31 protein-coding genes are annotated in these 25231 nt (G+C 69.5%); 15 read left to right on the forward strand and 16 right to left on the reverse strand.

The genetic code is table 11. The features are described 5' to 3' along the window. Positions 1 to 14: 14 nt before the first annotated feature. Both BJ988_RS12605 and BJ988_RS12610 read right to left on the reverse strand, forming a co-directional pair. The gene (locus tag BJ988_RS12605) at positions 15 to 476 is read right to left on the reverse strand and encodes an NfeD family protein (protein ID WP_179658307.1); all 462 of its coding nucleotides are present in this window, start codon (positions 474 to 476) and stop codon (positions 15 to 17) included. Positions 477 to 544: 68 nt separating this feature from the next. After that, a complete protein-coding gene (locus BJ988_RS12610) occupies positions 545 to 1342 on the reverse strand; it encodes an ABC transporter ATP-binding protein (protein WP_179658308.1) in 798 nt (265 codons plus the stop codon). A gap of 90 nt (positions 1343 to 1432) precedes the next feature. On the opposite strand from BJ988_RS12610, the gene BJ988_RS12615 reads away from it, so the two are divergent. Together BJ988_RS12615 and serB are read left to right on the forward strand one after the other, a co-directional pair. After that, positions 1433 to 2176 carry a hypothetical protein gene (locus tag BJ988_RS12615; RefSeq protein ID WP_179658309.1) on the forward strand — a complete coding sequence of 248 codons (744 nt, stop codon included), beginning with the start codon at positions 1433 to 1435 and terminating at the stop codon, positions 2174 to 2176. A 34-nt stretch (positions 2177 to 2210) separates the two neighbouring features. Further along, the gene (gene serB / locus BJ988_RS12620; RefSeq protein ID WP_179658310.1) at positions 2211 to 3455 is read left to right on the forward strand and encodes a phosphoserine phosphatase SerB; all 1245 of its coding nucleotides are present in this window, start codon (positions 2211 to 2213) and stop codon (positions 3453 to 3455) included. Between the two features lie 183 nt (positions 3456 to 3638). Here serB and BJ988_RS12625 read toward each other — a convergent pair whose 3' ends face one another. Genes BJ988_RS12625 through fabG form a run of 3 tightly spaced genes read right to left on the reverse strand, consistent with a single transcriptional unit; the run spans position 3639 to position 5679 of the window. Further along, a complete protein-coding gene (locus tag BJ988_RS12625) occupies positions 3639 to 4145 on the reverse strand; it encodes a SixA phosphatase family protein (RefSeq protein ID WP_179658311.1) in 507 nt (168 codons plus the stop codon). A 17-nt stretch (positions 4146 to 4162) separates the two neighbouring features. Then, on the reverse strand, positions 4163 to 4936 hold the full coding sequence (fabI, locus tag BJ988_RS12630) for an enoyl-ACP reductase FabI (RefSeq protein WP_179658312.1): 774 nt from the start codon (positions 4934 to 4936) through the stop codon (positions 4163 to 4165). Positions 4937 to 4938: 2 nt separating this feature from the next. Continuing rightward, positions 4939 to 5679: a 3-oxoacyl-ACP reductase FabG gene (gene fabG, locus BJ988_RS12635; protein WP_179658313.1), complete on the reverse strand. Its 741-nt coding sequence runs from the start codon at positions 5677 to 5679 to the stop codon at positions 4939 to 4941. A 140-nt stretch (positions 5680 to 5819) separates the two neighbouring features. Here fabG and BJ988_RS12640 point away from each other — a divergent pair, with 140 nt between their 5' ends. From BJ988_RS12640 to BJ988_RS12650, 3 genes are read left to right on the forward strand one after another with little or no spacing between them, the layout of a single operon-like run. Further along, on the forward strand, positions 5820 to 6143 hold the full coding sequence (locus BJ988_RS12640; protein ID WP_179658314.1) for a DUF3099 domain-containing protein: 324 nt from the start codon (positions 5820 to 5822) through the stop codon (positions 6141 to 6143). Continuing rightward, positions 6143 to 6337, forward strand: coding sequence for an acetone carboxylase (locus BJ988_RS12645; protein WP_179658315.1), 195 nt, complete (start codon positions 6143 to 6145; stop codon positions 6335 to 6337). Before BJ988_RS12640 ends, BJ988_RS12645 begins: the two co-directional genes overlap by 1 nt. A 25-nt stretch (positions 6338 to 6362) precedes the next feature. Beyond that, a complete protein-coding gene (locus tag BJ988_RS12650; protein ID WP_179658316.1) occupies positions 6363 to 7301 on the forward strand; it encodes a nucleoside hydrolase in 939 nt (312 codons plus the stop codon). A 103-nt stretch (positions 7302 to 7404) separates the two neighbouring features. Here the strand turns inward: BJ988_RS12650 and moaA are convergent, their stop codons facing one another. Beyond that, on the reverse strand, positions 7405 to 8424 hold the full coding sequence (gene moaA, locus BJ988_RS12655) for a GTP 3',8-cyclase MoaA (RefSeq protein WP_179658317.1): 1020 nt from the start codon (positions 8422 to 8424) through the stop codon (positions 7405 to 7407). Between the two features lie 66 nt (positions 8425 to 8490). Here moaA and BJ988_RS12660 point away from each other — a divergent pair, with 66 nt between their 5' ends. Further along, a complete protein-coding gene (locus BJ988_RS12660; protein WP_179658318.1) occupies positions 8491 to 9381 on the forward strand; it encodes an SURF1 family cytochrome oxidase biogenesis protein in 891 nt (296 codons plus the stop codon). A 17-nt stretch (positions 9382 to 9398) separates the two neighbouring features. On the opposite strand, the gene BJ988_RS12665 is transcribed toward BJ988_RS12660, so the two are convergent. Then, positions 9399 to 11282, reverse strand: coding sequence for an ABC transporter ATP-binding protein (locus BJ988_RS12665; protein WP_218860822.1), 1884 nt, complete (start codon positions 11280 to 11282; stop codon positions 9399 to 9401). A 226-nt stretch (positions 11283 to 11508) separates the two neighbouring features. Here BJ988_RS12665 and BJ988_RS12670 point away from each other — a divergent pair, with 226 nt between their 5' ends. The 5 genes from BJ988_RS12670 to BJ988_RS12690 are packed head-to-tail and all read left to right on the forward strand — an operon-like array spanning position 11509 to position 15504. Beyond that, positions 11509 to 12891 (forward strand): ATP-binding protein, encoded by a 1383-nt coding sequence (locus BJ988_RS12670; RefSeq protein WP_218860823.1) that lies wholly within the window; start codon positions 11509 to 11511, stop codon positions 12889 to 12891. Beyond that, positions 12888 to 13274, forward strand: coding sequence for a roadblock/LC7 domain-containing protein (locus BJ988_RS12675; RefSeq protein WP_179658319.1), 387 nt, complete (start codon positions 12888 to 12890; stop codon positions 13272 to 13274). Before BJ988_RS12670 ends, BJ988_RS12675 begins: the two co-directional genes overlap by 4 nt. Before the next feature lie 13 nt (positions 13275 to 13287). Next, on the forward strand, positions 13288 to 13644 hold the full coding sequence (locus BJ988_RS12680) for a DUF742 domain-containing protein (protein WP_179658320.1): 357 nt from the start codon (positions 13288 to 13290) through the stop codon (positions 13642 to 13644). Beyond that, positions 13625 to 14239, forward strand: a complete 615-nt coding sequence (locus BJ988_RS12685; RefSeq protein ID WP_179658321.1) for a GTP-binding protein — start codon at positions 13625 to 13627, stop codon at positions 14237 to 14239. Before BJ988_RS12680 ends, BJ988_RS12685 begins: the two co-directional genes overlap by 20 nt. A 32-nt stretch (positions 14240 to 14271) precedes the next feature. Next, positions 14272 to 15504, forward strand: a complete 1233-nt coding sequence (locus tag BJ988_RS12690) for a cytochrome P450 (RefSeq protein WP_179658322.1) — start codon at positions 14272 to 14274, stop codon at positions 15502 to 15504. 15 nt (positions 15505 to 15519) lie between these two features. On the opposite strand, the gene BJ988_RS12695 is transcribed toward BJ988_RS12690, so the two are convergent. Further along, positions 15520 to 17118 carry an ABC-F family ATP-binding cassette domain-containing protein gene (locus BJ988_RS12695; RefSeq protein WP_179658323.1) on the reverse strand — a complete coding sequence of 533 codons (1599 nt, stop codon included), beginning with the start codon at positions 17116 to 17118 and terminating at the stop codon, positions 15520 to 15522. Between the two features lie 62 nt (positions 17119 to 17180). On the opposite strand from BJ988_RS12695, the gene ypfJ reads away from it, so the two are divergent. After that, the gene (gene ypfJ, locus BJ988_RS12700) at positions 17181 to 18137 is read left to right on the forward strand and encodes a KPN_02809 family neutral zinc metallopeptidase (RefSeq protein ID WP_179658324.1); all 957 of its coding nucleotides are present in this window, start codon (positions 17181 to 17183) and stop codon (positions 18135 to 18137) included. Positions 18138 to 18265: 128 nt separating this feature from the next. Here the strand turns inward: ypfJ and BJ988_RS12705 are convergent, their stop codons facing one another. Beyond that, a complete protein-coding gene (locus tag BJ988_RS12705; RefSeq protein WP_343051593.1) occupies positions 18266 to 19081 on the reverse strand; it encodes a phosphotransferase in 816 nt (271 codons plus the stop codon). Between the two features lie 197 nt (positions 19082 to 19278). On the opposite strand from BJ988_RS12705, the gene BJ988_RS12710 reads away from it, so the two are divergent. Further along, positions 19279 to 19707 (forward strand): hypothetical protein, encoded by a 429-nt coding sequence (locus BJ988_RS12710; protein WP_179658326.1) that lies wholly within the window; start codon positions 19279 to 19281, stop codon positions 19705 to 19707. Between the two features lie 10 nt (positions 19708 to 19717). Here the strand turns inward: BJ988_RS12710 and BJ988_RS12715 are convergent, their stop codons facing one another. From BJ988_RS12715 to BJ988_RS12735, 5 genes are all read right to left on the reverse strand, one after another. Then, entirely contained in the window at positions 19718 to 20332 is a 615-nt protein-coding gene (locus BJ988_RS12715) for an acVLRF1 family peptidyl-tRNA hydrolase (protein WP_179658327.1), read from the reverse strand. Positions 20333 to 20341: 9 nt separating this feature from the next. After that, positions 20342 to 20704 carry an MmcQ/YjbR family DNA-binding protein gene (locus tag BJ988_RS12720; protein ID WP_179658328.1) on the reverse strand — a complete coding sequence of 121 codons (363 nt, stop codon included), beginning with the start codon at positions 20702 to 20704 and terminating at the stop codon, positions 20342 to 20344. A gap of 63 nt (positions 20705 to 20767) precedes the next feature. Continuing rightward, complete coding sequence (locus BJ988_RS12725) at positions 20768 to 21301, reverse strand: ASCH domain-containing protein (protein WP_218860825.1); 534 nt, start codon at positions 21299 to 21301, stop codon at positions 20768 to 20770. A gap of 25 nt (positions 21302 to 21326) precedes the next feature. After that, positions 21327 to 22169 carry a GNAT family N-acetyltransferase gene (locus BJ988_RS31340; protein WP_179658329.1) on the reverse strand — a complete coding sequence of 281 codons (843 nt, stop codon included), beginning with the start codon at positions 22167 to 22169 and terminating at the stop codon, positions 21327 to 21329. A gap of 31 nt (positions 22170 to 22200) precedes the next feature. After that, on the reverse strand, positions 22201 to 22830 hold the full coding sequence (locus BJ988_RS12735; RefSeq protein WP_179658330.1) for a maleylpyruvate isomerase family mycothiol-dependent enzyme: 630 nt from the start codon (positions 22828 to 22830) through the stop codon (positions 22201 to 22203). A gap of 233 nt (positions 22831 to 23063) precedes the next feature. Between BJ988_RS12735 and BJ988_RS12740 the strand changes: the two genes are divergently transcribed. Beyond that, positions 23064 to 23405 carry a WhiB family transcriptional regulator gene (locus BJ988_RS12740; RefSeq protein WP_179658331.1) on the forward strand — a complete coding sequence of 114 codons (342 nt, stop codon included), beginning with the start codon at positions 23064 to 23066 and terminating at the stop codon, positions 23403 to 23405. Between the two features lie 46 nt (positions 23406 to 23451). Here BJ988_RS12740 and BJ988_RS12745 read toward each other — a convergent pair whose 3' ends face one another. Beyond that, positions 23452 to 24165 carry a TetR family transcriptional regulator gene (locus BJ988_RS12745; RefSeq protein ID WP_218860827.1) on the reverse strand — a complete coding sequence of 238 codons (714 nt, stop codon included), beginning with the start codon at positions 24163 to 24165 and terminating at the stop codon, positions 23452 to 23454. A 5-nt stretch (positions 24166 to 24170) separates the two neighbouring features. Between BJ988_RS12745 and BJ988_RS12750 the strand changes: the two genes are divergently transcribed. Continuing rightward, positions 24171 to 24626: a nuclear transport factor 2 family protein gene (locus tag BJ988_RS12750; RefSeq protein WP_179658332.1), complete on the forward strand. Its 456-nt coding sequence runs from the start codon at positions 24171 to 24173 to the stop codon at positions 24624 to 24626. 128 nt (positions 24627 to 24754) lie between these two features. On the opposite strand, the gene BJ988_RS12755 is transcribed toward BJ988_RS12750, so the two are convergent. Continuing rightward, entirely contained in the window at positions 24755 to 25090 is a 336-nt protein-coding gene (locus BJ988_RS12755; protein WP_179661478.1) for a metal-sulfur cluster assembly factor, read from the reverse strand. Positions 25091 to 25231: the final 141 nt, after the last annotated feature.

Genomic DNA, 25231 nt, shown 5'->3' on the forward strand with positions numbered 1-25231 from the left:
CAATTGCCCGAGAGCTACAGGGTCCCGAGCTCCGGGAGAGGATGGACGTACGCGGTCGCTCCTCTGATCTCGAGGACCTCGACCGGCGTGCCGGGCGCGATCACGAGGGTCTCGTCGTAGGGCTGGGCCGTCCAGATCTCGCCGCCGAACTTGAGCTGCCCAGGTTTGTGGGCGCTGATCTCGACGGTCGAGACGGCCTGGGCGCCGATCATCTTCTCCGCGCCGATCTGGATCTCCGGGCCGTTGTGGAGCCGTTTGGCCAGCCCGGGTCGTACGACCGCGAGCATGGAGACCGAGACCGCCAGCGCGACGATCGCCTGGAGCACGAAGCTGTCGGTGAACGCACCGGTCAGTGCGCCCGCGAAGGCACCGGTGGCGAGCATCAGCAGGATCAGGTCCAGGCTGAAGAGCTCGCCGACGACGAGCAGCGCTCCGAGTCCCGTCCAAAGAGCCCAATCCCAGTCCTGCCAGTCCATGGCGTCACCCTACCCACACGGGCCACACCCTGTGGGGAGGTTTGGGTACCGACTTCTTAACGTTCGGCCTACCGGGTGTGGCGGGCGCGGCGCTTGGCCCAGTAGCGGCCCTCGTTCTCCTCGAGCTCGAGCGGCATGCCGAAGGTCTTGGAGAGGTTGGCCGCGGTCAGGGTGTCCTGGAGGAGCCCCTGGGCGGTGATCCGGCCGGCCCGCATCATCAGGACGTGGCTGAAGCCGGGCGGGATCTCCTCGACGTGGTGCGAGACAAGCACGGTGGCCGGGCTGTCGGGGTCGTAGGCGAGCGTGGACAGCGTGGAGACGAGATCCTCGCGTCCGCCCAGGTCGAGACCGGCCGCGGGCTCGTCGAGGAGCAGCATCTCGGGGTCGACCATCAGGGCCCGGGCGAGCTGGACGCGCTTGCGCTCGCCCTCGGAGAGGGTGCCGAACCGCCGCTCCCCGAGGTGCTTGATACCGACCTCGATCAGCAGCTCCTGGGCACGGTCGTGGTCGAGGTCGTCGTAGTGCTCGCGCCAGCGTCCCACCACGCCGTAGGAGGCACTCACCACGACGTCGCGGACCAGCTCGCGGCGCGGGATCCGGTCGGCGAGCGCGGCGGAGGTGAGGCCGATGCGCGGGCGCAGCTCGAAGACGTCGATGCGGCCGATCTGCTCGCCGAGGATCTTCACGACGCCCGACGTCGGGTGGAGCTGGGCCGCGGCGGCCTGGAGCAGCGTGGTCTTGCCGGCGCCGTTGTGGCCCAGGACCACCCAGCGCTCATCCTCTTCGACCACCCAGCTCACAGAGTCGAGAAGGGCGTTGCCCCCGCGGCGTACGGTGACGTCGGTGAACTCCAGCACGGCTGCCATGGCGGCAAATCTATCGGCAGGGGTCGTCGGCCTTGGGGATAGGGCCCCTTAGGGTGGGCGGCTGTGAGTGTCGAGGATTCTGAGCCCGTCGTGACGACCCCGGAGGGGCTGCGTCTGGCGTGGTGGGTGACGGCCTGGCTGCGGGGCGAGGCGGTCACCGACCTGGTGCTGGACGCGGTGATCGGGCCCGACGCGACCCACACGGTCAGCGGGCTCGCGGCGCTCGGGCTCGGCGGGACCGAGGGGGTCGCGGACACCTTGGTGAGCGGGCTGGGCCGGCTGCGTACGGAGGGGGCGACCGCCCTCGGAGTGGCGTTCCCGGCCGAGGGTGACCCGGTAGGGCTGGGTGGGCCGAAGGCCTTCAACGATGCCGCCCTCGAGGCCGGCGAGGCCGTGGTGAGCGATGCCGGCGCCGGACTCGTGCCGGTCCGGGTCGGCGCGGTCCTCGAGTGGCAGGCGTACGCCGCCCAGCGTCGTCAGCTCCCCGACGTCGGCGAGGCCGACCGGGCTCTCCGGCTCGAGCTCAGCGAGTCCGCGACGGCGCTCGCCGAGCTCGACGTCGCCCGCTGGCGGCCCGAGGTCGCCGACCGGTTGATGAACCTGCGTCACCGGCCCGCGCTGGCAGGAGCGCCTGGGGTGCCGATGCGGTGCGTGGAGCTTGCCGCCCGCGGCGTACAGGCTCGGGAGATCGTCGCGGTGGCGCTGGAGGACGACGGCGGCGCCGTGTCGGCCGCGGAGATGCTTCGGCGGCGCGAGGCGCTCGTTGGGCTCGACCGCGCGGCCCGGAGGGCGCTCACCGCGGCCGGATCGCCCGAGGTGTGGCCGCCGGACTGAGACACCGGCACCGGCTCCACTATCCTTTGCAGCGATGACCGAGGAATTCGACGCGCTGGAGCGGCGTCCCGACACCCTGCTGATCACCCTCGCCGGAAACGACCGTCCCGGCCTGACCTCGGCCACCTTGGCGACGCTCGCGCTGGCTGGGGTCGACGTCGTCGACCTCGAGCAGATCGTGCTGCGGGCGCGGCTCGTGCTCGGGCTGCTGGTGACCGCACCGGCCGACGCGGCGAGCATCGACGCGCTCAAGCACGCGATCGAGGAGACCGCCCACGCCCTCGACATGACCGTCGAGATCGAGGAGGGCGTCGGCGACACCCCGCGCGAGCCCGCCGACCGCGCCCGGGTCACCGTGCTCGGGCTGCCGCTGAAGGCGGCCGCGCTGGCGTCCGTGACACGCACCATCGCCTCTGCCGGCGGCAACATCGACCGGATCATCCGGCTGGCCCGCTACCCGGTCACCGCCTTCGACCTGCACGTCTCCGGCGCCGCACCCGACGAGCTCCGGGTGACCCTGGCGGCAGAGGCCGCCGCCCAGGGCGTCGACATCGCGGTGCAGCCCGCCAACCTGGTCCGCCGCGGCATGCGCCTGATCGTCATGGACGTCGACTCGACCCTGATCGACGGCGAGGTAATCGAGATGATCGCCGCCCACGCGGGCTACGAGAAGGAGGTCGCCTCCGTCACCGAGGCGGCGATGCGCGGCGAGCTCGACTTCGAGGAGTCGCTCCGTGCGCGCGTCAAGTATCTCAAGGGTGTCCCCGCGACCGCGTTGGACGAGGTCTATGCCGGGCTGCAGCTGAATCCCGGCGCGCGGACGATGGTCCGGACCCTGCGCCGCCTCGGCTACCGCTTCGCCATCGTCTCCGGTGGGTTCTCGCAGATCACCGACCGGTTGGCGGCCGACCTCGGCATCCACTACGCCCGCGCCAACGAGCTCGAGATCGTCGACGGCGTACTCACCGGCGAGGTCGTCGGCGAGGTCGTCGACCGGGCCGGCAAGGCCCGCGCGCTCCGCGAGTTCGCCGCCGAGATCGGCATCCCCGAGGCCGCCACCGTCGCCATCGGCGACGGCGCCAACGACCTCGACATGCTCGCCGCCGCCGGCCTCGGGATCGCCTACAACGCCAAGCCCGCCGTGCGCTCGGCCGCCGGGACGGCCATCAACGTCCCCTACCTCGACACGATCATGTACCTCCTCGGGATCTCCCGCGAGGAGATCGAGGCCGCCGACGCCGAGGCAGGCATCGTCACCCCCGCCCCTCCGCTGATCTGAGCCCTGCCGAGGCGTCACTTACGTCGGGCGAAGCGTCACTCACGTCGGGCGAAGCGTCACTCGCGTCGGCCGAAGCGTCACTCGCGTCGGCCGAGATGGCAGCGAGTGACGTCTCGGCCGACGTAAGCGACGCCTCGGCCGACGTAAGCGACCTCTCGGCCGACGGGAGTGACGCCTCGGCGGTCAGGCCCGGGCTACGTGGAAGGCGGTGACGGCGGCCTCGGCCTCGTCGAGCTCGGACCAATCACCGTCGTAGGTGAGTACGGCGACCGACGCGGTGGGGAAGCCGAGGGCCAGCTCGTTGCCGGCGTCGTCGTCGCCTTCGCCGCTGTCCAGGAGCTGCACCAGCGAGAACATGGTGGGGTTGTGACCGATCACCACGACCGTCGAATGACCGTCTTCGACCGCCCGGATCAGGTCGAGCGCGGTGGAGGGGCCGGCAGCGTACAGACCCTGGTCGTACTCCGCAAGCGTCAGGTCCCACGAGGCCCCGATCGCGACGTCCTCCCAGGTCTGGGTGGTGCGGTCGGCCGCCGAGACCAGCACGTAGTCCGGGACCACGCCCTGCTCGGCCAGCCACTCCCCGGCTGCGACCGCATCGGCATGGCCGCGTTCGGTCAGCTGACGCTCGTAGTCGGTCGGTGCCGACGCCTCGGCCTTGGCGTGCCGCATGATGACAAGGGTCCGCATGCGGCAAGCCTATGGCCTCAGGCGCCCAGCGAGTGATAGCCCCCGTCGACGTGGATGATCTCGCCGGTGGTGGCCGGGAAGAAGTCCGAGATCAGCGCGCAGACGGCCTTCGCGGTCGGGCCTTGGTCGGTGTTGTCCCAGCCCAGCGGCGCCCGGCTGCCCCAGCCCGCGTCGAGCTCCTCGAAGCCCGGGATCGCCTTGGCGGCGAGCGTCTTGAGCGGCCCGGCGGAGACGAGGTTGCAGCGGATCCCGTCGGGTCCGAGGTCACGAGCGAGGTAGCGCGAGGTCGACTCGAGCGCGGCCTTGGCGACACCCATCCAGTCGTACGCCGGCCAGGCGACCGTCGCGTCGAAGGTCAGCCCGACGACCGACGAGCCCTCCGACATCAGCGGCCGGCAGGCCATCGCCAGCGACTTCAGCGAGTAGGCGCTGACCTGGACCGCCTGGGAGACGTCCTCCCACGGGCCGTCGAGGAACTTGCCGCCGAGGAGCGTCTCGGGATTGCCGTACGCGATCGAGTGCACGACCCCGTCCAGCCGCTCGACACCGTGGGACCTGAGCACGTCGGCCAGGCCGTCGAGGTGCTCCTGGTTGGTCACGTCGAGGTCGAGGACCGGCGGCTCCTCGGGAAGCCGCTTCGCGATCCGCTTGGTGATCGACAGCGCGCGTCCGAAGTTGGAGATCAGGACGCGGGCGCCCTGCTCCTGGGCCACCCGGGCCACCGCGAAGCCGATCGAGGAGTCCATCGTGACTCCCGCGACGAGAACAGTCTTGCCGTCCAACAAACCCATGATCAGTGCCCCATTCCAAGTCCGCCGTCGACCGGGATCACGGCCCCGGTCACATAACCCGCATCTGCCAACCACGTCACGGCCGAGGCCACCTCGTCCGGTGAGGCGTAGCGCCCCAACGGCACCCGGTCCGTGATCGCCTTCTGCTGCTCCTCGGTGAGGACAGCGGTCATCTCAGTGTCCACGAAGCCCGGTGCGACCACGTTCGCGGTGATCCCTCGCGAGCCGAGCTCGCGGGCGAGCGAGCGGGCCATGCCGACCAGCCCGGCCTTCGAGGCCGCGTAGTTGACCTGACCCGGGTTGCCCATCAGCCCGACGACCGAGGAGATGAAGATGATCCGCCCGCGGCGCAGCCGGAGCATCCCCTTCGAGGCGCGCTTGGCGAGCCGGAAGGACGCGGTCAGGTTGGTGTCGATCACCGAGGTGAAGTCCTCCTCCGACATCCGGAGCACGAGGGTGTCCTTCGTGATCCCGGCATTGGCGACGAGGACCTCGACGGGGCCGTGAGCGGCCTCTGCCGCGGCGTACGCCTCCTCGACGGCCGCGGGGTCGGTGATGTCGCAGACCAGGTCCAGAGCCCCCTCCGGAGCCCCGCCCTTGCGGGAGGTCACGGCCACGTGGTCGCCGTTGGCCAGGAAGGCTTCGGCGATCGCCCGGCCGATGCCACGGCTGCCACCGGTCACCAGCACCGAGCGGGGCGCAGGCGATGGACTCTGCGTTGTGGGGTTTTCACTGTCAGTCACAGGCGCGACGGTAGCGATTACTTCGGCGTACGACCAATGCCATCGATTTGCTTGTGAGAATCCTCCAACGTCCCTCGGAGTGCCCCTGTTGGGACCACACCAACGGAGGCGCGCCATCGGCCACGACCTAGACTGGCGGTATGTCCAAGGCGCAACCGATCAGGATCACGACAGCCGGCCGCAGCCGCGCCGAGGACATCGCGGTCCGTCAGAAGCGCTATGCCATCTCGATGTCGATCCGCTCGCTGTGCTTCATCGGCGCCGTCATCGCCGGTCTGGCCGGCATCGGCTGGCTGTGGCCGATCCTGATCGCGGCGGCCCTGATCCTGCCCTACATCGCGGTCGTCATGGCCAACGCGACCAACAACAAGAGCGACCAGATGGACCTCATGGACTCGCCGTACGGTCGGCCGCAGCTCACCAGCGGCCGCGAGCAGCAGCTCCATGAGAAGGGCGAGCTCTGATGGGCGCGCTCGACTCCGACCTGTGCTCGGCGAAGGGCTGTCAGGACTCCGGATCCTGGGAGCTGCAGTGGAACAATCCCAAGATCCACACGCCCGAGCGGCGTAAGATCTGGCTCGCGTGCGCGGCGCACAAGCAGTCGCTGAGCGACTTCCTGGGAGCGCGAGGGTTCCTCAAGGACGTCGTGCCTCACTAGCCGTTGCCTCCGAGAGGTCGTTGCGATGAACCCGATGCCCGTGCTCCTCGACTGCGACCCCGGCCACGACGACGCCATCGCGCTCCTGTTGGCCCTGGGCAGCGCACGCATCGACCTGATCGGCATCACCACCACCTTCGGCAACTGCTCGGTGGAGAAGGCGACCTACAACACGCAGCGCATCCTGGCTCTGGCGGAGCGCCCGGACATCCCCATCGCCACCGGAGCCGCCGGACCGCTGGCCGGCGAAGCCCACATCGGCGACTACATCCACGGCGCCACCGGGATCGACGGCCCCGACCTTCCCGAGCCGCTCGCACCGCCGATCTCGCTCGGGGCCGTCGAGTTCCTGCGCACCTCGCTCCTGGCCGCCCGGGCTCCCGTCACCGTCGTCGCCACCGGGCCGATCACCAACATCGCCCGCCTGCTGCGCAGCCATCCCGAGGTCGGCCCGAAGATCGCCGAGGTCGTCTTCATGGGCGGCTCGACCGACCGCGGCAACGCGACGCCGGCTGCCGAGTTCAACGCCTACGCCGACCCCGAGGCGCTCGACATCGTTCTCACCAGCGGCCTGCCGATCCGGATGGTCGGGCTCAACCTGACCCACCAGGCTCTGGCCACGCCCGGGGTCGTCGCCCGGATGCGGGCCATGGACCACCCGGTCGGCAGAGCGTGCGCCGACCTGATGGGCTTCTTCGGTGACACCTACTCCGACGTCTTCGACTTCGCCGCTCCCCCGGTGCACGACCCGTGCACCATCGCCGCTCTCGTCGACCCGGCGCTGATCACGTGGCAGAAGTCGTTCCTAGCCGTCGAGACCGAGGGCCGCTGGACCCGTGGCGCCACCGTCGTCGACCTCCACGGCCGTCTCGACGAGCCGCCCAACGCCCAGGTCGCCCTCACCCTCGACGTCGAGGCCTACTGGGACCTGGTCCTCGACGCCATCGACCGAGTCGGGTCCTGACTCGGCGAGGCGTCAGGTACGTCGGTCGAAGCGTCACCTGGATGCCGTCTCGGCCGACGGGAGTGACGTCTCGGCCGACGCGAGCGACGTCTCGGCGGGTGGATCAGCCGCCGATGGCGGACATGGGGCGGTCGGGCTGGAGGAAGCCGAGGTCATCGATGCCGTGGCCGGCGCGCTTGCCGGCCATGGCGGTGACCCACCGGGCAGCGAGGTCGTCGTCGGAGGCGCCGGCACGCAGTGGTGTACGCAGGTCCGACTCGGAGCGCGCGAACAGACAGTCACGCACCTGCCCGTCGGCGGTGAGGCGGACCCGGTCGCAGTCACCGCAGAACGGCCGGGTGACGGAGGCGATGATGCCGACCTTGGCCGGGCCGCCGTCGACGTGGAAGAGCTCGGCGGGGGCGCTGCCGCGCGGCTCCTCGGCCGGGGTCAGCTCGAACGCCGCCGACAGCGCCGCGAGGGTCTCGTCGGCGGTGACCATGTTGTCGCGCGACCATCCGTGCTGGGCGTCGAGGGGCATCTGCTCGATGAACCTGAGCTCATAGCCCCGCTCGACAGACCAGCCGAGCAGCTCGGCGGCCTGGTCGTCGTTGACCCCGCGAAGCAGGACCGCGTTGATCTTGATCGGCCCCAGACCGGCGTCGGCGGCGGCCTCCAGACCTGCGACAACGTCGTCCAGCCGGTCGCGGCGGGTGATGTCCGCGAACGTCTCGCGCCGAACCGAGTCGAGCGACACGTTGACCCGGTCGAGCCCGGCCTCCGCGAGCGCCACGGCCATCCGGGCGAGACCGAGCGCGTTCGTCGTGATCGAGAGCTCCGCATCGGGAGCGACCTCGCGGGTGCGGGCGACGATGGAGACCAGCCCTCGCCGCACCAGCGGCTCACCACCGGTGAACCGCACCTCCTTGACCCCGAGGTGTCCGGTGGCGACGCCGATCAGCCGCACCACCTCGTCATCGGTGAGTCCCTGGTCCCCGGGCATCCAGTCGAGCCCCTCCGCGGGCATGCAGTAGGTGCACCGCAGGTTGCAGCGGTCGGTCAGCGAGACCCGCAGATCGGTAGCGACCCGGCCGAACCGGTCGACTAGCCGCGGCTGGGCCTGATCTGTCGGAGAGGTCGTCATCACACCAGTCTAGGCAGGCGCCACCCGGATCGTGAGCCACGACCGCATTCCAGTTAATCTCGTACGGTGAGTTCGTTCCGTTTCCTGCTCAGCCGACGCTGGGCCGGTTTCGCGGTGTTCGTGCTGATCCTGGCCTACGGGACCTGGTGGCTCGGCCAGTGGCAGTTCGATCGTCTCGAGGACCGCAAGGCCAGCAACCAGATCGTCAGCACCAACGAGCACGCCGAACCCGTGCCGGTCTCAGACGTGCTCGCCCCCGGCGAGGAGGTCGCCGAGAAGGACGAGTGGCGGCGGGTGACCGCGACCGGGACGTACGCGGTCGACGACACGATCATCTGGCGCTACCGCACCCCCGACAAGGCCAAGGGCGTCGACATCGTCGTCCCGCTGGTGCTCGCCGACGGCACCGCCGTGCTGGTCGACCGCGGCTGGCTCCAGACCGCCTCGCAGGACGAGTTCGAGGACCTCCCCGCGCCGCCGTCGGGCGAGGTCACGATCACCGGCTGGGTGCGCGCCGACGGCACCGGCGACTCCACCGACATCGCCCAGGTCGACGGCTACCACGCCACCCGCGCGCTCTCCTCGACCCAGGTCGCCAAGGTGGTCGACGAAGAGCTGCTGACCGGCTGGCTGCACCTCGACACCGAGTCCCCCTCGCCCGCCACCGAGCTCCGCAAAGCCGACCTCCCCGAGCTCGACAACGGCCCCCACTTCTTCTACGGCCTGCAGTGGTGGTTCTTCGGCGTGCTCGCCATCGCCGGGTTCTTCTATCTGATGTACGACGAGCGGCGTACGCAGCGCCAGGACGAGCCGGCCACGCCGGCCGCCGACGGCCCGGCCGGCGACGAGGCGCCCGACGAGCGCTCCCGGAAGAAGGCTGCCAAGCTAGCGCAGAAGCAGGCCGTGAAGGCGGCCTACCAGGCGGCGTACGAGAAGGAGAAGACGAAACAGTCCTGACCCGTCGGCCCGGAGGGTCAGCGGCGGAACTGCGTCTCGTAGAGCTCCGAGTAGAGCCCGCCATCGGCGAGCAGCGACTCGTGGGTGCCGGACTCGACGACCCGTCCGGCCTCGATGACGAGGATGCGGTCGGCGGCGCGGATGGTGGAGAGCCGGTGGGCGATGACGATGGAGGTGCGTCCCGCCAGGGCGGCATCCAGAGCGGTCTGCACCGCGGCCTCGGACTCGGAGTCGAGGTGGGCGGTGGCCTCGTCGAGCACCACGATGTGGGGCGCCTTCAGCAGCAGCCGGGCGATCGCGAGGCGCTGACGCTCGCCGCCGGAGAGCCGGTAGCCGCGGTCGCCGACGACGGTGTCCAGACCGTCCGGGAGCGCCTCGATGACGGCCGCGATCTGGGCGGCCTCGAGGGCTGCCCAGACCTCCTCGTCGGACGCACCCGGCCGGGCGTAGAGCAGATTGCCACGCACGGTGTCGTGGAACATGTGCGCGTCCTGGGTCACGTAGCCGACGGCGGCCTCGAGCGACTCCAGCGTCACCTCCCGGACATCCTGGCCACCGACCTCGACCGACCCGGAGCGTACGTCGTAGAGCCGCGCGATCAGATGGGTGATCGTCGACTTCCCGGCCCCAGAGGGACCGACCAGGGCGACCATCTCGCCCGGCTCGGCAGCGAAGTCGATGTCGGTCAGCACCTCGCGCACCTCGCGGCTCTCGGGCCGCGCGATCGCCTCCAGAGAGGCGAGCGAGACCTCGTCGGCGCGCGGGTAGGTGAAGGCGACATGGCGGAACCGCACCGAGGCGGCGTCCCGGGGCACCTCGGCCGCGTCCGGCTTCTCCTGGATCAGCGAGGGCAGGTCGAGAACCTCGAAGACGCGATCGAACGAGACCAGCGCGGTCATCACGTCGATGCGTACGTTGGAGAGCGCCTGCAGCGGCCCCAGCAGCCTCACCAGCAGGAGACCGAGCGCGGTGAGCGTGCCGAGGGTGACCTCGCCCTGAATCACCATCCACCCACCGAAGCCGTAGACCAGGGCCGTCGCCAGCGCCGGGACCAGCTGCATGGTCGCCCCGAACATACGGGTCAGCAGCGCGATCCGGATCCCCAGACGACGTACGACGTCGGCACGCTGCGCAAAGGCGGCGTCCTCATCCTCGCGGCGGCCGAAGAGCTTGAGCAGCAGCGCCCCGCCCACATTGAACCGCTCGGTCATCGTGGTCGCCAGCGCCGCGTTGCCGTCCATCTGCTCGCGGGTCAGACCCGCCAGCTGGCGACCGACCCAGCGAGAGGTCAGGAACAGGATCGGGAACAGCGCGACGCACATCAGCGTCACCTGCCACGACAGCACCATCATCGCCGCGCCCACCACGACCACCGAGATCAGGTTGGAGACGCTGTTCGACAGGGTCGAGGTGAATGCCCGCTGCGCGCCGAGCACGTCGGTGTTGAGCCGGCTCACCAGAGCACCGGTCTGCGCGCGGGTGAAGAAGGCCAGCGACTGCCGTTGGACGTGCCCGAAGACCTGAGTACGCAGGTCGAAGATGAGTCCTTCGCCGATCCGCGTCGAGAGCCAGCCCGAGATGACCCCGAAGATCATGTCGACCACGGCCACCAGCGCCATCGCAGCGGCAAGCCAGATGACCAGCGTGACGTTCTTCTGGAGCACACCGTCGTCGATGATCCGCTGGGTCAGCAGCGGGGTGACCACCACCAGCGCGGCGTCGAAGATCGTGAACAGCAAGAACGCGCCGAGCAGAGCTCGGTGGGGCCGGGCGTAGGAGACGACCCGCTTCAGGGTGCCCTTCGGCAGGCCGCGCTCGAGAACCGTCCGGTCGGCACGCAGGTTGCGCATGATCCCGCCGCCGCCCATCGCTCCACCGGACGCACCGAAACCTGGACCCATTTGTGACACCCCGTCACCTTAGTCGCCCGCGGCCGTCCGGCCGCGCCGAGGAGGCATCGGCGAATTATGGTCAAAATCACCTCAGATAGGTGACCAAGCGCTCAGTTGGTGGTAAGAAGTGGTGCGCGTGTGTGCGCCGGCTCCGGGGGTTGGTTCAGGACATCCAGACAGCCCCGAACCCGCGGTCTCATGCCCTGACTGCTCACCCCCACACCAGGTGCCTGACATGACCCGACCGACACTGGACCGACTCCGCCGAGCCGGTCCATGGTTCTGCAGTACCGCGATCCTCCTCTTCGTCGCGCTCTCCCCCGTCATCTTCGTCACCGCCAGCGATGACGAGTGGCTCTGGCGCTGGATCCTCGCCGGCGTACCCGTCGTCGCCCTCACCCTGTGGCTGACCGCGATGGCGTACGACTCCGAGCCCAAGCGGACTCCCGCCGAAGCGTCACCCGCGTCGACCGAAGCGTCAGCCCCGCCGGCCGAAGCGTCACTTACGTCGGCCGAGTCGGCATCGGATGACATCTCGGCCGACGTAAGTGACGTCTCGGCCGACCTGCCTGACGTCTCGGCCGACCTGCCTGACGTCTCGGCCGACCTGCCTGACGTCTCGGCCGACGTACCTGACGTCTCGGCAGGGCGGGGTGGGGAGGCTGGGATGCGGGTGGCGGTGCTGTCGCTGTCCCGCAAGGTGCAGGCCTCCGCGCACCGGATCCAGGAGGAGTCGACGCGGATGGTGGCGAGGTTCCCTGCGGAGCCGGACGTGCTCGAGGCCGGGATGCGGGTCGACCACGCGGCGGCGCAGCAGGCGCGGCTGGCGCAGAGCATCGCCACGCTGTGCGGCGAGCAGCCCGGGCAGCACTGGCGTGACCCGCTCCCCATCGCGGATGTCGTTCGCGGGGCAGCCGGCCGGATCACCGCCTATCGACGGGTCCGCGTCGAGGGCGACCCGCCGGTCGCGGTCCAAGGCGCCTACGTCGAGCCGCTGATCCACCTGGTCGCCGAGCTGCTGGCCAACGCGACCCAGTCCTCGCCACCGGCGACCGAGGTGCTGGTCACGATCCGTTCCGTACGCCGCGGCGCGGCCCTCGAGATCGACGACGCGGGCGTCGGGATGGACGAGACCAACCTGGCCTGGATGCGGGAGATCGCCTCCGGCACCCGGCAGGTACGCCTGCACAATCTCGGCGAGATCCCGCAGACCGGCCTCGCGGTGGTCGGCACCTACGTACGCCGTCACGGGTTTCGGGTCGACCTGACCGAGTCCGTCCACGGCGGCCTGCGGGTAGCCGTTCTCGTCCCCGAGGCGATGATCGCCCCGATGAGCGCGGACATCCCCGAGCAGGTCGCGCCACCTACCCCGGCCCCGACCGCCCTCCCCCCGCAAGAGCAGCACCAGCCGTCGTCGTTCACGTCCGACGGCCTGCCACAGCGCCGGTCGAAACGCGGCGAGCGCCCTGCGACCGGACAGCCCCGAGCGGCGGGAAGCCAGGTCGTGGCTCCTCGATCGGAGCCGACCGCGGAGCAGGCGGGCGCCTGGATGAGCAGCTTCCTCAGCACCGCCGCTGAGACCGATCCCGCACCCGAGAGCCAATGGAGGAGACCATGACCGACGAGAACAGCTGGATGCTGGAGCTGGTCGCGGGAGTACGCGGCGTACGTCATGTCGTGGTCCTCTCCGCCGACGGCCTCGTCCGGGTCCGCACGAGCCACACGCCGCGCGAGGAGGCCGACAAGCTCGCCGCGGCGTGCGCCGGCCTGACCTCCCTCGGCCACGGGATCAGCCGCCAGTTCGGCGCCGACTCCCACCCCCGCCAGGTGATGGTCGAGTTCAACGGCGGCTTCCTGTTCATCCGTGGCGCCGGTGACGGCTCCCGGCTCGCGGTGATCACCGAGATGAGCATCGATCCGGCGCTGGTCGCCCAGCAGATGCAGGCGACCGTCCTGATGATCGGCGAGCGCGCGATGAGCACCCCGAGACGCTCGGTCTGAGCCAACCGAGCCGATGCCCGACGCCCCCGACGACGACTACGTCGACCACCCGATCCGGTCCTATGTCCGGACGGGCGGTCGGGTGCGCCCGACCCATCGGTTGACGCCGGCGACGCTCCTGATCGGCCACATCAGCCCGACGGCCACGTCGGTCGGCCGGCAGGAGCGCGAGGTCCTCTCCCAGTGCATGGGTGTGATCTCGATGGCCGAGATCGCCGTCCACCTCGGCCAGCCGGTCAGCGTCCTCGCGGTGATCGTCTCGGACATGATCGACGCCGGTCTCATCGGCATCCGGCCCGACAGCGACACCGCCGCCGGCCCCTCCCGCGAAACCCTCCAGAAGGTCCTGCATGCTCTCAACCACCTCTGATGGCCACGGCCGAAGCGGAGCCCGAGGCGATCAGCACTATCTGGCACCGACGGTCGTCGAGTCGGTCAAGATCCTGGTGGTCGGCTCCTTCGGAGTCGGCAAGACCACGCTGATCGGATCGGTCAGCGAGATCGACCCACTCCGCACCGAGGAGACGATCACGCAGGCCAGCGAGGGGATCGACGAGGTCGAGGCCACCCCGGAGAAGACGACGACCACGGTCGCGATGGACTTCGGCCGGATCACGCTGACCGACGAGATCGCGCTCTACCTGTTCGGCACTCCCGGGCAGCGGCGCTTCTGGGACCTGTGGTCCGGCCTCGCCGAGGGCGCCGCCGGCGCGCTTGTCCTGGTCGACACCCGCCGCCTGGCAGACTCCTTCGAGGTGCTGGACCAGCTCGAGACGCGTACGTCCCTGCCGTTCGTGGTCGCGATCAACCAATTCCCCGACGCGCCGAACTACGAGCCCGACCAGATCCGCAAGGCGCTCGACCTCGATGACGAGACGCCGATCGTGGTGTGCAACGCCAAGAACCGCAACGCCTGCGCCCGAGCGCTCGCCGCGCTCGTGCGCCACGCCCTGAAGACGCGCTGACCCCGACCCACGACCGAACAGGCACCATCGCGATGACTCCCACCCGCACCGTACGTCTCGCCGACCTCACCGACCTCACCCAGGCGCACGAGACAGTCGGCCCTCGCGCGCGAGAGGTGCACCAACGGCTCCGGGCCGAGTGGGGTCCGGTCGCCCCGGGCGAGCTCTCCCCCGACGTACGCTGCTGGTTCGCGATGGGCTATGCCGAGTTCAGCGAGGTGATCCGCAACGAGGAGGTCTTCTCCCGCAACGGCGACAACTGGAGCGCCGTGCAGGAGGGCAGGATCCAGCCGGACATGCCGATCTACCCGTTCGTGACCACCCGGCAGAACTCCTTCCACAACGACGGCGAGCTCCGGCAGCGGCTGCGTTCACCGATCGACCGGGCCCTCTCGCGGGTCGACGAGCACGGCTACGCCGCGCAGGTACGCGGCATCTGCAACGACCTCGTCGACGACATGCTCGAGCGTGGCGAGGCCGACCTGGTCCAGGACTACGCCGTGCTGATCCCGCTCCTCTCGGTCGCCGCGATGTTCGGCATGGGTCCCGAGGTCGGGGACTCGATGCGCAAGGCGGCCCACAAGGTCCTCGGTGGCGGCCAGCTCGCCCAGGAGGGGGTCATCGAGCTCGCCGTGGAGATCGTCGACCACATCGCCAGGCGGCGCCGGGATCCTCGAGAAGACCTCACCTCCCACCTGATCGACGATCCCGGCCTGTGGGACGACAACGAGGTCATGGAGGCGATGATCGTGATGATCATCGCCGGCAACGAGCTGACCATCGCGACCATCACCCAGACCCTGCTGCTGATGCTCTCCGACGATCGTTTCGCGGGCCGGCTGCGCGGTGGGCGTCTCGATGTCGACCAGGCGATCGAGGAGGTCATGTGGCGCGACCCGCCCTGCTACAACATCACCCCGCGCTTCGCGCTGCGCGACGTCGAGCTCGGCGGCCAGCTGATCCGCAAGGGTGATGCCGTGGTGCCGTGCATCGCGGCGGCCAACCTCGACCCGTTGATGACCGGCGACGACCCGTGGCTCGAGATCGGCAACCGGGCGCACATGTCGTGGAGCGCCGGCCCGCACTCCTGTCCCGCGCAGCGACCGGGCACGATCATCGTGCAGGCAGCCGTACGCACCGTCGTGGAGCGGCTTCCCGAGGTCTCCCTCGCGGTGCCGGCCGACCGGGTCGAGCGCCACACCGACTCGCTCTCCTACCGCTACCCGACCTCGATGCCGGTGAGGTTCGTCCGCACCCTCTCCTGAGGGCGCGGACGAGGATCAGGCGAGCGAGACCAGGTCGGCGTACTCCTCGTTCCACAGGTCCTCGACACCGTCGGGGAGGATGAGCACCTTGTCGGGCTCCAGCGCGTGCACGGCGCCCTCGTCGTGGGTGACCAGCACGATCGCGCCCTCGTAACGGCGGATCGCGTTGAGCACCTCCTCGCGAGAGGCCGGGTCGAGGTTGTTGGTGGGCTCGTCGAGCAGGAGCACGTTGGCCGCCGAGACGACCAGGGAGGCCAGCGCCAGCCGGGTCTTCTCCCCACCGGAGAGCACCCCGGCGGGCTTGTGCACGTCATCACCGCTGAAGAGGAACGCGCCCAGCACGGTGCGGGCCTCGGTGTCGGTCAGCTGCGGCGCGGCGGACTGCATGTTCTGCAGCACCGACCGTTTGGTGTCGAGCGTCTCGTGCTCCTGGGCGTAGTAGCCGACCTTGAGCCCGTGTCCCGGCACGACCTCGCCGGTGTCGGGCTTGTCGACCCCGGCCAGGATGCGCAGCATGGTGGTCTTGCCGGCACCGTTGAGCCCGAGGATGACCACGCGGGTCCCGCGGTCGATGGCCAGGTCGACAGCGGTGAAGACCTCCAGGGCGCCGTAGGACTTCGAGAGGTCGTGGGCGGTGAGCGGGGTCTTGCCGGAGGGCGCCGGTGAGGGGAACTTGATCGCGGCGACCTTCTCCTGCTGCCGCTCCCCTTCGACGCCGGCCATGATCTTCTCGGCGCGCTTGAGCATGCTCTGCGCAGCGGTCGCCTTGGTGGCCTTGGCCCGCATCTTGTTGGCCTGGTCGGTGAGCGTCTTCGCCTTGTTCTGCGCGTTCATCAGCTCGCGCTTGCGGCGGGCCTCGTCGGTCTCGCGCTGGATCAGGTACTGCTTCCACGGCATGTTGTAGATGTCGATCACCTCGCGGTTGCCGTCGAGGTGGAAGACCTTGTTGACCGTCTGGGCGAGCAGGTCGTTGTCGTGGGAGATCACGATGAAGCCGCCCTTGTAGGACTTCATCCAGTCGCGCAGCCAGATGATCGAGTCGGCGTCGAGGTGGTTGGTCGGCTCGTCGAGGATCAGGACCTCGGCCGAGGAGAAGAGGATGCGCGCCAGCTCGACGCGTCTCCTCTGGCCGCCCGACAACGTCTTCAACGGCTGGGTCATGATCCGGTCGGGGATGCCGAGCGACTGGGCGATCTGCAGGGCCTCGGTCTCGGCCGCGTAGCCACCGCCCGCGTCGAGCTCGTCGTGGGCGCGCTGATAGCGCTTCATCGCCTTCTCGCGCAGCTTCGGGTCCTCGGACCCCATCTCCTCCTCGGCGATCCGCATGCGGCGTACGGCATCGTCGAGCCCACGCGCGGACAGGATGCGGTCCCTGGCGATCACCTCGGGATCGCCGACCCGCGGGTCCTGGGGCAGATAGCCGATCTCACCGGTGTTGGACACCGATCCGGCTGCGGGTAGGTGGTCTCCGGCGAGCACCTTCGTCAGGGTCGTCTTACCCGCGCCGTTACGGCCTACGAGCCCGACCTTGTCGCCGGGTCCGACTCGGAAGGTGACGTTCTCCATCAAAAGTCTGGCGCCGACGCGGACTTCTAGGTCATGGGCAGTGATCATCTCCGTCACTAGTGTATGGGCGGGGCACTCGGTCCCACACATCAGCACCCCAGGGGGACAAGATGCGGTTCAACCCGAAAGCCAGACTCGACACCAGCCGGACGTCCGGTGGAGGTGGCCGCGGAGGCTTCGGTGGCGGCGGCGGCGCCCGGATCCCGATTCCTGGCGGCAGGGCCGGCGGCGGGATCGGCACCGTCATCGTGCTGCTGGTCTTCTTCCTCGTCACCCAGTGCACCGGCGTCGGCCCACAGGTGCTCGGGGAGGGCAGCGGCTCGACGTCGATCGGCACCGGCACCTTCGGCGGCATGCAGGGTGCCGAGGGAGGTGACACCGGCGACTTCGGGTCGTGCCGGACCGGCGAGGACGCCAACAGCGACGAGAACTGCGCTCTGGTGGCGCTGGAGAACTCGATGACCGGCTACTGGGACTCCCACCGCGACCTCACCGGCCGGTTCCAGCCCGAGCAGGCGGTCGTGATCTTCTCCGACCAGGTCCAGACCGGCGGCTGCGGCTCCGCGTCGAGCTCCGTCGGGCCCTTCTACTGCCCGGCCGACCAGACCATCTACCTCGACCCGACGTTCTTCGACTCGATCTTCGAGCAGCTCGGCGGGCAGGACACCACCTTCGTACGCGCCTACGTGCTCGCGCACGAGTACGGCCACCACATCCAGAACCTGCTCGGCACCATGGGCCAGGTGCGCACCCAGCAGGGCCCCGACTCCGACGCGGTTCGCCTGGAGCTGCAGGCCGACTGCTACGCCGGTATGTGGACCGCGGCCGCCGAGAACGACGGTTTCGTCGAGGACATCACCGACCAGGACATCGCCGAGGGCATCGACGCCGCCAAGACCGTCGGCGACGACCACATCCAGTCGAGGACGACCGGCCGCGTCGACACCTCCTCGTTCACCCACGGCTCCTCCGAGCAGCGGATCGCCTGGTTCCGCAAGGGCATGACCAATCCCGACTCGATCGCCGGCTGCGACACGTTCCGGGCGCGGGATCTGGACAACCCTTAGCAGTCCTCGCTGGTCGAGCCGGAGTCGTGAGGAACGAGCGACTCCGTGTCGAGACCAACACATTCCCATCGCGACTGTGTTGGTCTCGACACGCTCGCTGGCGCTCGCGGCTCGACCAGCGAGAACCGTCACATCTCGAGCAGCGCCTCGACCAGCGGAGCCTGCTTCTGCAGCGTACGCAGATGCGGCGCGACCGCAGGATGGCGGAACTTCGCGAGCAGCGGGCCCTCGCCGGGAGTGATCCGGCTCAGCGCCCACTCGGCCCGGCTCATGGCGGTGTAGGCGGCACAGATCTGCGCACCGAGGGTCGCCTCCTCGCGAGTCGCGAGGCCGGCGGGCAGCCCCAGGACGTACGCCTCCAGCAGCGGCTCGAACGACTCCCTGGCGTGCAGCAGATAGAGCCCGAGGTCGCCGCCGACGGGACCACGGCCGAGGCTCGACCAGTCGATCGCGATCAGCCGCTCGCCGTCCTCGGTGCGGCCGATGAGGTTCTGCGGCGCGGGATCGCCGTGCTGGGCGACCTGGGGAAGCCGGTCGAGGAGGTCGATGAAGTGCCCGCGACGCTCCCAGAGGACGTGGGCGATGTCCGAGGCCGTCGTACGCATCATGGTCGGCCAGCCGCCGTTGTACTCCACCCGCGCCATCCGGTCGCGGAACTGGTCCCGCGCCAGCCAGCGGACCTCGCCGAGGTCCGCCCCGGCGAAGCGCCCCATCGAGAGCGCCGCGAAGAGCCCGGAGTTGGCGGCGTCCTCGACCCAGTCGGTGGTCAGCGTGATCCCCTCGTCGTCCTCGGCGACGCTCGTGCGGGCGCCGATCATGCCGGGGGTGTCGTCGACGAGACCCGAGGTGGCGACGTCGGCAGCCCTGCGCCAGTAGGCGAAGTGTCGACGGCGGCTCAGCTCGCCCGGATCGTACGTCCCCGGCTGCCCGAGCCGCTTGATCACGACGGGCTCCTCGCCCACGGCGGTTCGCCAGACCCCCAACGTGGAGGGTCCGGTGCCTCCGGGAAGGACTAGCCACCCGGGATCGGGCTGCCACATGCTTGCCAAAGTAGCGCATCCTCGCAGGTCGAAAGGGCATTCATCGCCGGGACGCGACGACGGATGCTGAGTCCGGGGCTGGGGCCGATATGGTTGTGCCGATGTCCGAGACTGACTATTGCGAGCTGTGCGACCTGCCGAGGTCACAGTGCATCCATGGGCGGCCCCCGGCCCCGCCCGCGCCCGCACCGGTGAAGAAGCCGGTGACCAGGACGCGCAAGACCACGACGAGCTCCTCGGCCGCCGCGCCGAAGGTCGTCACCAAGTCCGCTCCGCGCAAGTGGACCCCGCCTGCCGCCTTCGCGCCGCTCATCCTCGAGATCCTCGAGACCGCCGGTGGCTCGATGTCCGCCGACGACGTTCTCGACGAGCTGGAGAGCCAGTTGGCCGACAGCCTCCTCCCGGGCGACTTCGAGACCACGCCGGAAGGCGAGCTCCGCTGGCGCTACGCGGCGCGGCGTGCCCGCCAGACGCTCCTGGCCGACGGCTCGATGGTCAAGGGTTCGCCGGGAGTCTGGCAGCTGCCCTGACGTCGAGGCGTCAGCCGTCGGCGTTGAGAACCTCGATCCGCACCTTCTGGGCGTCCTCGATGGCCTGATCGAGCACTGCGCGGTTGGGATCCTGAACGGGCAGCCACGGTCCGGTCACCGTGAGCGCTTGAAGCCGCCGGTCCCCGAGTACGTCGTCGACACCCCCGTGGTCGCCGCCGGTGACGAGCGGGCCTCGCAGCCCGTCGAGGATCCGGGCGGCATGCTCGGCCGCCGCCTCGTACGCAGCGCTGGCCTGGTTGGCCCGGCGGCGAGCGAAGCGCTGCTGGCTCCAGCCACCGGCCTTGGTCTTCCCCTGGACATGCCGCCGCCCGATCTTGTGCTCGGCGATGCCGCCGCGGCCCATCCGGGCGATCGCGAAACCGCCCTTGCGCACCAGCAGGATGCCCCACTGGGCCGGAGGCGCCGAGGCGGCGATGAACGCCTCGACCTCGGCCGGACCGGCATACGTCTTCTCGAACGGCAGCGCCGCGATGAACGATGACCCGTCGGCCGCGGCACCGGTCAGCGCACCGGAGTCGACCGCCAGCCGGGTCTCGCCGTGGCGCGCGGCGAAGTTGTCGACCCATCGCTGGATCCGAGCGACCGGGACGGCGACGTTGGGCATGTCCGTACGCTACCGGTCCAGGTCGCGCAGCAGGCGCGGCGGCGCGATGTGCCGATAGGCGTCCTCGCAGATCTCGGCGACCTCGTCCCAGTCGACCTCGCCGTCGAGCCGCATGCCGACCCAGCCACGGCCACCGACGTAGGGAGGTACGAAGAAGCGCTCGGGGTCCGCGCCGACGACCTCGTCCTGCACCCCCGCCGCCGCGGCCGCCCACAGGTGCGGCTCGTCGCGCCCGTGATGGCCGTGCGGCCACAGCATCACGAACTGCTTCCTCACGAAGAACCCCGGCGAACCGTGCGTGATCCGCTCGGCACCCTCCGGGAACCGGAGACAGATCTCCCGGACCCGGTCGGTCAGCTGCTGCGGTGTCATAGGCCCATCACCCGCCCTCGCGGACGAGCCTCACAGACGTGCCGCTGCTCCCCCACGCAGCGGTCACTCAGGCTTCGGCCAGACGAGCTCGAACTGCTCCATCACGACCGGCATGTCCTCGCTGAACTCGTGGTCGGGACCGGCGAACTCGGTGAAGAACCGCTCGTGCACCTCGCGCCAGTAGTCGAGCGACAGGTCACCCTCACCCTCCAGCCGGGCGAACTCCTCAGGGACGTCCCGGAACGGGGCGACGTCGACCTGCGTGGTGGCGATGAGCGCCCGCGGATGACCGGACCCGTCGAGGATGATGCTCATGCCGCCCACGGAGGGAAACGGCTCGTCACCGCTCTCGAAGTCCCACTCGGCAGTGGCCGTCGCCGTCTTCACTCCCGCGAGCACGAGCTCCAACAGTCCGTCGGCCTCCTCAGGCGTGCCCCCGAACGCCCATGCCGGGGGCTGCAGCGCCTCCAACGGGGACGCACCGAAGTAGCCGGGCGCGGCGCTGAGGTGGGCATGGTGCTTGACGTCGTCCCAGAACGCGGCAATCTCTGCCTCTTGTTCAGGATCGTTGGGGACCATAACCGCGTCGTCACTCATGGACGACACTCAATCACAGTTCGACCTAGCCGTGGCGGGACTCGACTGACGTCGGTGGCGCGGCCGATCGAGCCATCACCACACGGGCCTCGGCGTGCCAGCCGAGGCCGGCGTAGAGGGGCTCGCCCGTCTCGCTGGCGACCAGGAGACCGCGGACTGCGCCCGCCTCTCGGGCCGCTGAGACCAGCAGGCCCATCACCGCGCCCCCGAGCCCACGGCGACGATGTTCAGGATCGGTCTGGATCCGGTCGGCGACGGCGTCGGTGCCGATGACCGCGATCCGTCCGGTGGCCGCGGCCGTCTCCCCGGAACGCACCGTCACCACGATGATGCCGCCCTCGCGCTCCACCTCGGCACGGTAGCCGTCCGGGAGCTCCCGCGAACCGTGGTCCGCGAGGTCGATAGACATCAGCGCCTCCTCCCCGTCGACCTGCAGCCCGCCCTCGGCGAACCACGGACGTACGCCGCCGGGCGAGTCGGTCACCACCGACAACCAGGCCTCCGGCGTGGCCCGGGCCGTGTCGACCAGACCGGCGAGGGTGTCCGGGGCGTCGGTCGTCACCCACTCGACCCGGCGTCCCGGCTCGCTGACCTCGACGCGTACGCCTCCGGGGACCGCCTCGGGACGCGGGAAGCCCCGCGAGTAGGCCCAGCCCCGGGCCCACCGGGAGACCAGCTCGGGAAGGTCGGCGTCCTGGGCCGCGACGGCGAGGGCGGCCTGGCGACCGCGATACCACTCCCCCAGCACCGTCGCGACCAGCACGAGCGCGGCGAGCCCGATCGCCAGCAGGTCCAACGTCACCAGCCCGACCAGCGCAATCGCCACCGCGGCGATGTATCCGAACCAGATCCGACCGGGAGCCTCCACGTCCGCGGAGCCTACCTGCCGGTCGGCCTCCTCAGACGAGCCGCTCTCGCAACCTCGCCACCCCTGGTCCGTCGAGGTCCGCCAACGCGGCCCGCCGACCGGCGAGGGCCATCGCCAGGGCCTCGCTGGGGCCAGCCACCTCCGCGCCGGCACCCCAGGACCAGTCCTGGTCGGTCGTACGCAGCGCGAGCCCGTCGAGCCGACCGGCAGGGACGACCCCGAGCGAGGCCTGCTTGGTCGGCAGCCAGTCGAGCACCGCCCGCCAGTCCTCGAGCGGGACGTCCGCATCGAGACCGAGCGGCCGGGCGCAGTCACGCAGGTGGATGCAGTGGTCGGTGAACTGCCCCATCGGGCCGACACCGGGTGCGGGCACCCGCTTCTCGGCGTACGTCCTCAGCAGCCCGGTCAGCTCGGCGACCGGCCGCCGCGCCTGCTCCTCCGCGATCGCGGCGGCGGCCCGGTCGATCGAGCCGCCGGCCAGCAACGTACGCCACAGCAGGCGCCCGATCCCGACCGAGAACGGCATCGCGCTGTGGCCCAGCACCGCCCTCACGGTCCAGGCCGAGCAGAGGCTCTGGGTCTCCAGCTGGGACTCGTCGAGGCTGTCGAAGAAGTCGGCGAGCAGACGGCGGTTGACTGCGGTGCGGGCAGCTACGTCCATGGCTTCACTATGGCAAACAAACCGGTGGCCGAGCAGGGATCCGGTCAGTAGCGTTGAGGACATGCGCAAGTGCATCAACACCTACGACGTCCCGACCCAGCCGGTCCGGGGCGTGGAGTTTGCGCGCATGGAGCCGCGTCAGACGTAGGTGCTCACCGCACCCACCAGGGCCGCTCCGATCGACGAGGAGCGGCCCTTTCCGTGTTCAGCAGCATCACCAGGAGGTGAACGAGATGGAGATCATCACGCTATTCGGAGAGGGTTTCAGCTCCAAGACCTACGAGCTGACGCTGAAGCACCCGACTCCCCGAACCGACGAGTGGGCCTGCGTGGGCGAAGACCCGGAGCTCTTTCATCCCGACGACCTCACCCAGCTCGCCGAGGCCCAGCAGGTCTGCGCGGGCTGCCCGATGAGTCAAACCTGTCTTGATCTCGGCACCGCTCGGCGGGAGTGGGGAGTCTGGGGCGGTGTGCTCTTGGAGAGCGGAAAGCCCCGCCTCCAGCCCAGAATTCCCGGACGCAAGCCCTACAAGCGTAGCCAGGAGGCGATCGAGCGCGCCAGGAGCGTCGCCTGAAAACGACGGCGTGGGAGTCGTCAGGACTCCCACGCCAGGCGCAACCTCAGGCGTTGAGCCCGAGGGCGCGCGTCTCTCCAGCTGCCCCGCGAAGGAACTGGGCAACCGCGGTGTCGGTGAGCTCGTCTAGCCGCTCGGCGGGCACCATCTCCGTGTTGACAAGCATGGTGATGCCGTTGACGGTGGCGTACAGGATGAGTCCGAGTTCTTCCGGCTCGCCGGCTTCGAGGACGTTCTGGGCTTGGCCCTCACGGATCAGTTCGACGATCGGCTCAAACGCCGCCTGGCCAGCGCGTGCGGTGCTCGATGCGCCCTGGTGCTTGGCCGAGTTCATCAACTCCAGCAACGCCGAGTTCTCGGTCGCGAAATGGGCGAACGCGGACACCGCGCTCCGCGTGCGCGCAGCGAATTCTTCGCCCTCTTCCGCCAAGGAACGCCGGATACTCTCACCCAACCGGGCGAAGCCGGCCTCCGCCAACGCGTCGAGCAGCATTTGGCGATCGGCGAAGTGCCTGCGTGGAGCCGCATGGCTGACTCCGACCTCACGAGCCAGGTCTCGCAACGACAGCTGAGCAGCACCGTGGTCGCGCACGCTTCGCTCCGCCGCATCAAGCAGAGCGGTCCGAAGATCCCCGTGGTGATACCGCCGCTCCTCAGACTGAACGTTCATGATGACACGATAGCGACCGATGTAGTCATTGACAACACTGTTGTCACTGACTACATTCATGACCGGCACCGACAACTGAGGAGAAGACACCGCTCATGACCCTGGAATCCGACCGCAGCGAGATCGTCGAACTCTTTGGCCTCTACGCCGACATCGCAGACACGAAGAGCTTCGACGAACTACCCCGCCTCGTCCACACCGACCCGTTCACCGTCGACTTCCAGTCCGTCGCAGGCATTCCGCCGACAGAGACAGCCCTCGACGAATACGTCCACATCCTCCGCGGATCCTTCGATCCGTTCGTCGCGACCCACCATGCCATCACCGGACACGTCATCGATATCGACGGCGACCGCGCGCGAGCTCACGCGCACGTGCGCGCCGAACACTGGGTCCGGGACAACGTCTCCGGCGGCGGATTCAACCGCTGGCTCGTCGTCGGGTTCTACGACAATGAAGCAGTTCGCACCGAGCACGGCTGGCGATTCAGCAAGGTCAAACTCACCGCCGCCTACCAGGAGAACGCGCACTTGCTCGCACAGGCCGTTTGAAGGCTCCATTGGCCACTCAGGTCGCCACGAGACAACCTCAAACGCTCGGCCGAGCGCCGAGAAGTTACTGGCACCTGAATCGGCGCTGACCTGCGAATTTATCCCGCAGGTCAGCGCCGATGAGACCTTCAGACGTTGAACCCGAGGGCGCGCAGCATCTCGCGACCGTCGGGGGTGATCTTGTCGGGGCCCCAGGGCGGCATCCAGACCCAGTTGATGTGCACGTCGCTGGCCATGCCCTCCAAGGCCTGCGAGGTCTGGTCCTGGATGACGTCGGTCAGCGGGCAGGCCGCCGAGGTCAGGGTCATGTCGAGGACCACGTTGGAGTGCTCCTCCACGTGGATCCCGTAGACCAGGCCGAGGTCGACGACGTTGATGCCGAGCTCGGGGTCGACGACATCCTTCATCGCCTCTTCGACGTCCTCGATCTTCAGGCTCGCGCCCTCGACCGTGGACGAACGCATGCCCTGCCACTCCGGGGCTCCGTGCCCGTGGCCCGAGTGGTCGTGGCCTGAGTGGTCGTGGCCCGAGTGGTCGTGCTCGGAGTGATCGTGACCGGCGTGGTCATGACCGGCGTGGTCGTGTGTGCTGTGGTCGGTCTCAGT

It is taken from the genome of Nocardioides panzhihuensis (genome assembly GCF_013408335.1).
Lineage (GTDB): Bacteria > Actinomycetota > Actinomycetes > Propionibacteriales > Nocardioidaceae > Nocardioides > Nocardioides panzhihuensis.

Excerpts from the sequence above, each read along its gene's own strand:
- BJ988_RS12605 (WP_179658307.1), bottom strand. The coding sequence starts at position 476 with ATGGACTGGCAGGACTGGGATTGGGCTCTTTGGACGGGACTCGGAGCG.
- BJ988_RS12610 (WP_179658308.1), bottom strand. The coding sequence starts at position 1,342 with ATGGCAGCCGTGCTGGAGTTCACCGACGTCACCGTACGCCGCGGGGGC.
- serB (WP_179658310.1), top strand. The coding sequence starts at position 2,211 with ATGACCGAGGAATTCGACGCGCTGGAGCGGCGTCCCGACACCCTGCTG.
- BJ988_RS12625 (WP_179658311.1), bottom strand. The coding sequence starts at position 4,145 with ATGCGGACCCTTGTCATCATGCGGCACGCCAAGGCCGAGGCGTCGGCA.
- fabI (WP_179658312.1), bottom strand. The coding sequence starts at position 4,936 with ATGGGTTTGTTGGACGGCAAGACTGTTCTCGTCGCGGGAGTCACGATG.
- BJ988_RS12640 (WP_179658314.1), top strand. The coding sequence starts at position 5,820 with ATGTCCAAGGCGCAACCGATCAGGATCACGACAGCCGGCCGCAGCCGC.
- BJ988_RS12645 (WP_179658315.1), top strand. The coding sequence starts at position 6,143 with ATGGGCGCGCTCGACTCCGACCTGTGCTCGGCGAAGGGCTGTCAGGAC.
- BJ988_RS12650 (WP_179658316.1), top strand. The coding sequence starts at position 6,363 with ATGAACCCGATGCCCGTGCTCCTCGACTGCGACCCCGGCCACGACGAC.
- moaA (WP_179658317.1), bottom strand. The coding sequence starts at position 8,424 with ATGACGACCTCTCCGACAGATCAGGCCCAGCCGCGGCTAGTCGACCGG.
- BJ988_RS12665 (WP_218860822.1), bottom strand. The coding sequence starts at position 11,282 with ATGGGTCCAGGTTTCGGTGCGTCCGGTGGAGCGATGGGCGGCGGCGGG.
- BJ988_RS12670 (WP_218860823.1), top strand. The coding sequence starts at position 11,509 with ATGACCCGACCGACACTGGACCGACTCCGCCGAGCCGGTCCATGGTTC.
- BJ988_RS12675 (WP_179658319.1), top strand. The coding sequence starts at position 12,888 with ATGACCGACGAGAACAGCTGGATGCTGGAGCTGGTCGCGGGAGTACGC.
- BJ988_RS12680 (WP_179658320.1), top strand. The coding sequence starts at position 13,288 with ATGCCCGACGCCCCCGACGACGACTACGTCGACCACCCGATCCGGTCC.
- BJ988_RS12685 (WP_179658321.1), top strand. The coding sequence starts at position 13,625 with ATGCTCTCAACCACCTCTGATGGCCACGGCCGAAGCGGAGCCCGAGGC.
- BJ988_RS12690 (WP_179658322.1), top strand. The coding sequence starts at position 14,272 with ATGACTCCCACCCGCACCGTACGTCTCGCCGACCTCACCGACCTCACC.
- BJ988_RS12695 (WP_179658323.1), bottom strand. The coding sequence starts at position 17,118 with ATGATCACTGCCCATGACCTAGAAGTCCGCGTCGGCGCCAGACTTTTG.
- ypfJ (WP_179658324.1), top strand. The coding sequence starts at position 17,181 with ATGCGGTTCAACCCGAAAGCCAGACTCGACACCAGCCGGACGTCCGGT.
- BJ988_RS12710 (WP_179658326.1), top strand. The coding sequence starts at position 19,279 with ATGTCCGAGACTGACTATTGCGAGCTGTGCGACCTGCCGAGGTCACAG.
- BJ988_RS12715 (WP_179658327.1), bottom strand. The coding sequence starts at position 20,332 with ATGCCCAACGTCGCCGTCCCGGTCGCTCGGATCCAGCGATGGGTCGAC.
- BJ988_RS12720 (WP_179658328.1), bottom strand. The coding sequence starts at position 20,704 with ATGACACCGCAGCAGCTGACCGACCGGGTCCGGGAGATCTGTCTCCGG.
- BJ988_RS12725 (WP_218860825.1), bottom strand. The coding sequence starts at position 21,301 with ATGAGTGACGACGCGGTTATGGTCCCCAACGATCCTGAACAAGAGGCA.
- BJ988_RS12735 (WP_179658330.1), bottom strand. The coding sequence starts at position 22,830 with ATGGACGTAGCTGCCCGCACCGCAGTCAACCGCCGTCTGCTCGCCGAC.
- BJ988_RS12740 (WP_179658331.1), top strand. The coding sequence starts at position 23,064 with ATGGAGATCATCACGCTATTCGGAGAGGGTTTCAGCTCCAAGACCTAC.
- BJ988_RS12750 (WP_179658332.1), top strand. The coding sequence starts at position 24,171 with ATGACCCTGGAATCCGACCGCAGCGAGATCGTCGAACTCTTTGGCCTC.
- BJ988_RS12755 (WP_179661478.1), bottom strand. The coding sequence starts at position 25,090 with ATGCGTTCGTCCACGGTCGAGGGCGCGAGCCTGAAGATCGAGGACGTC.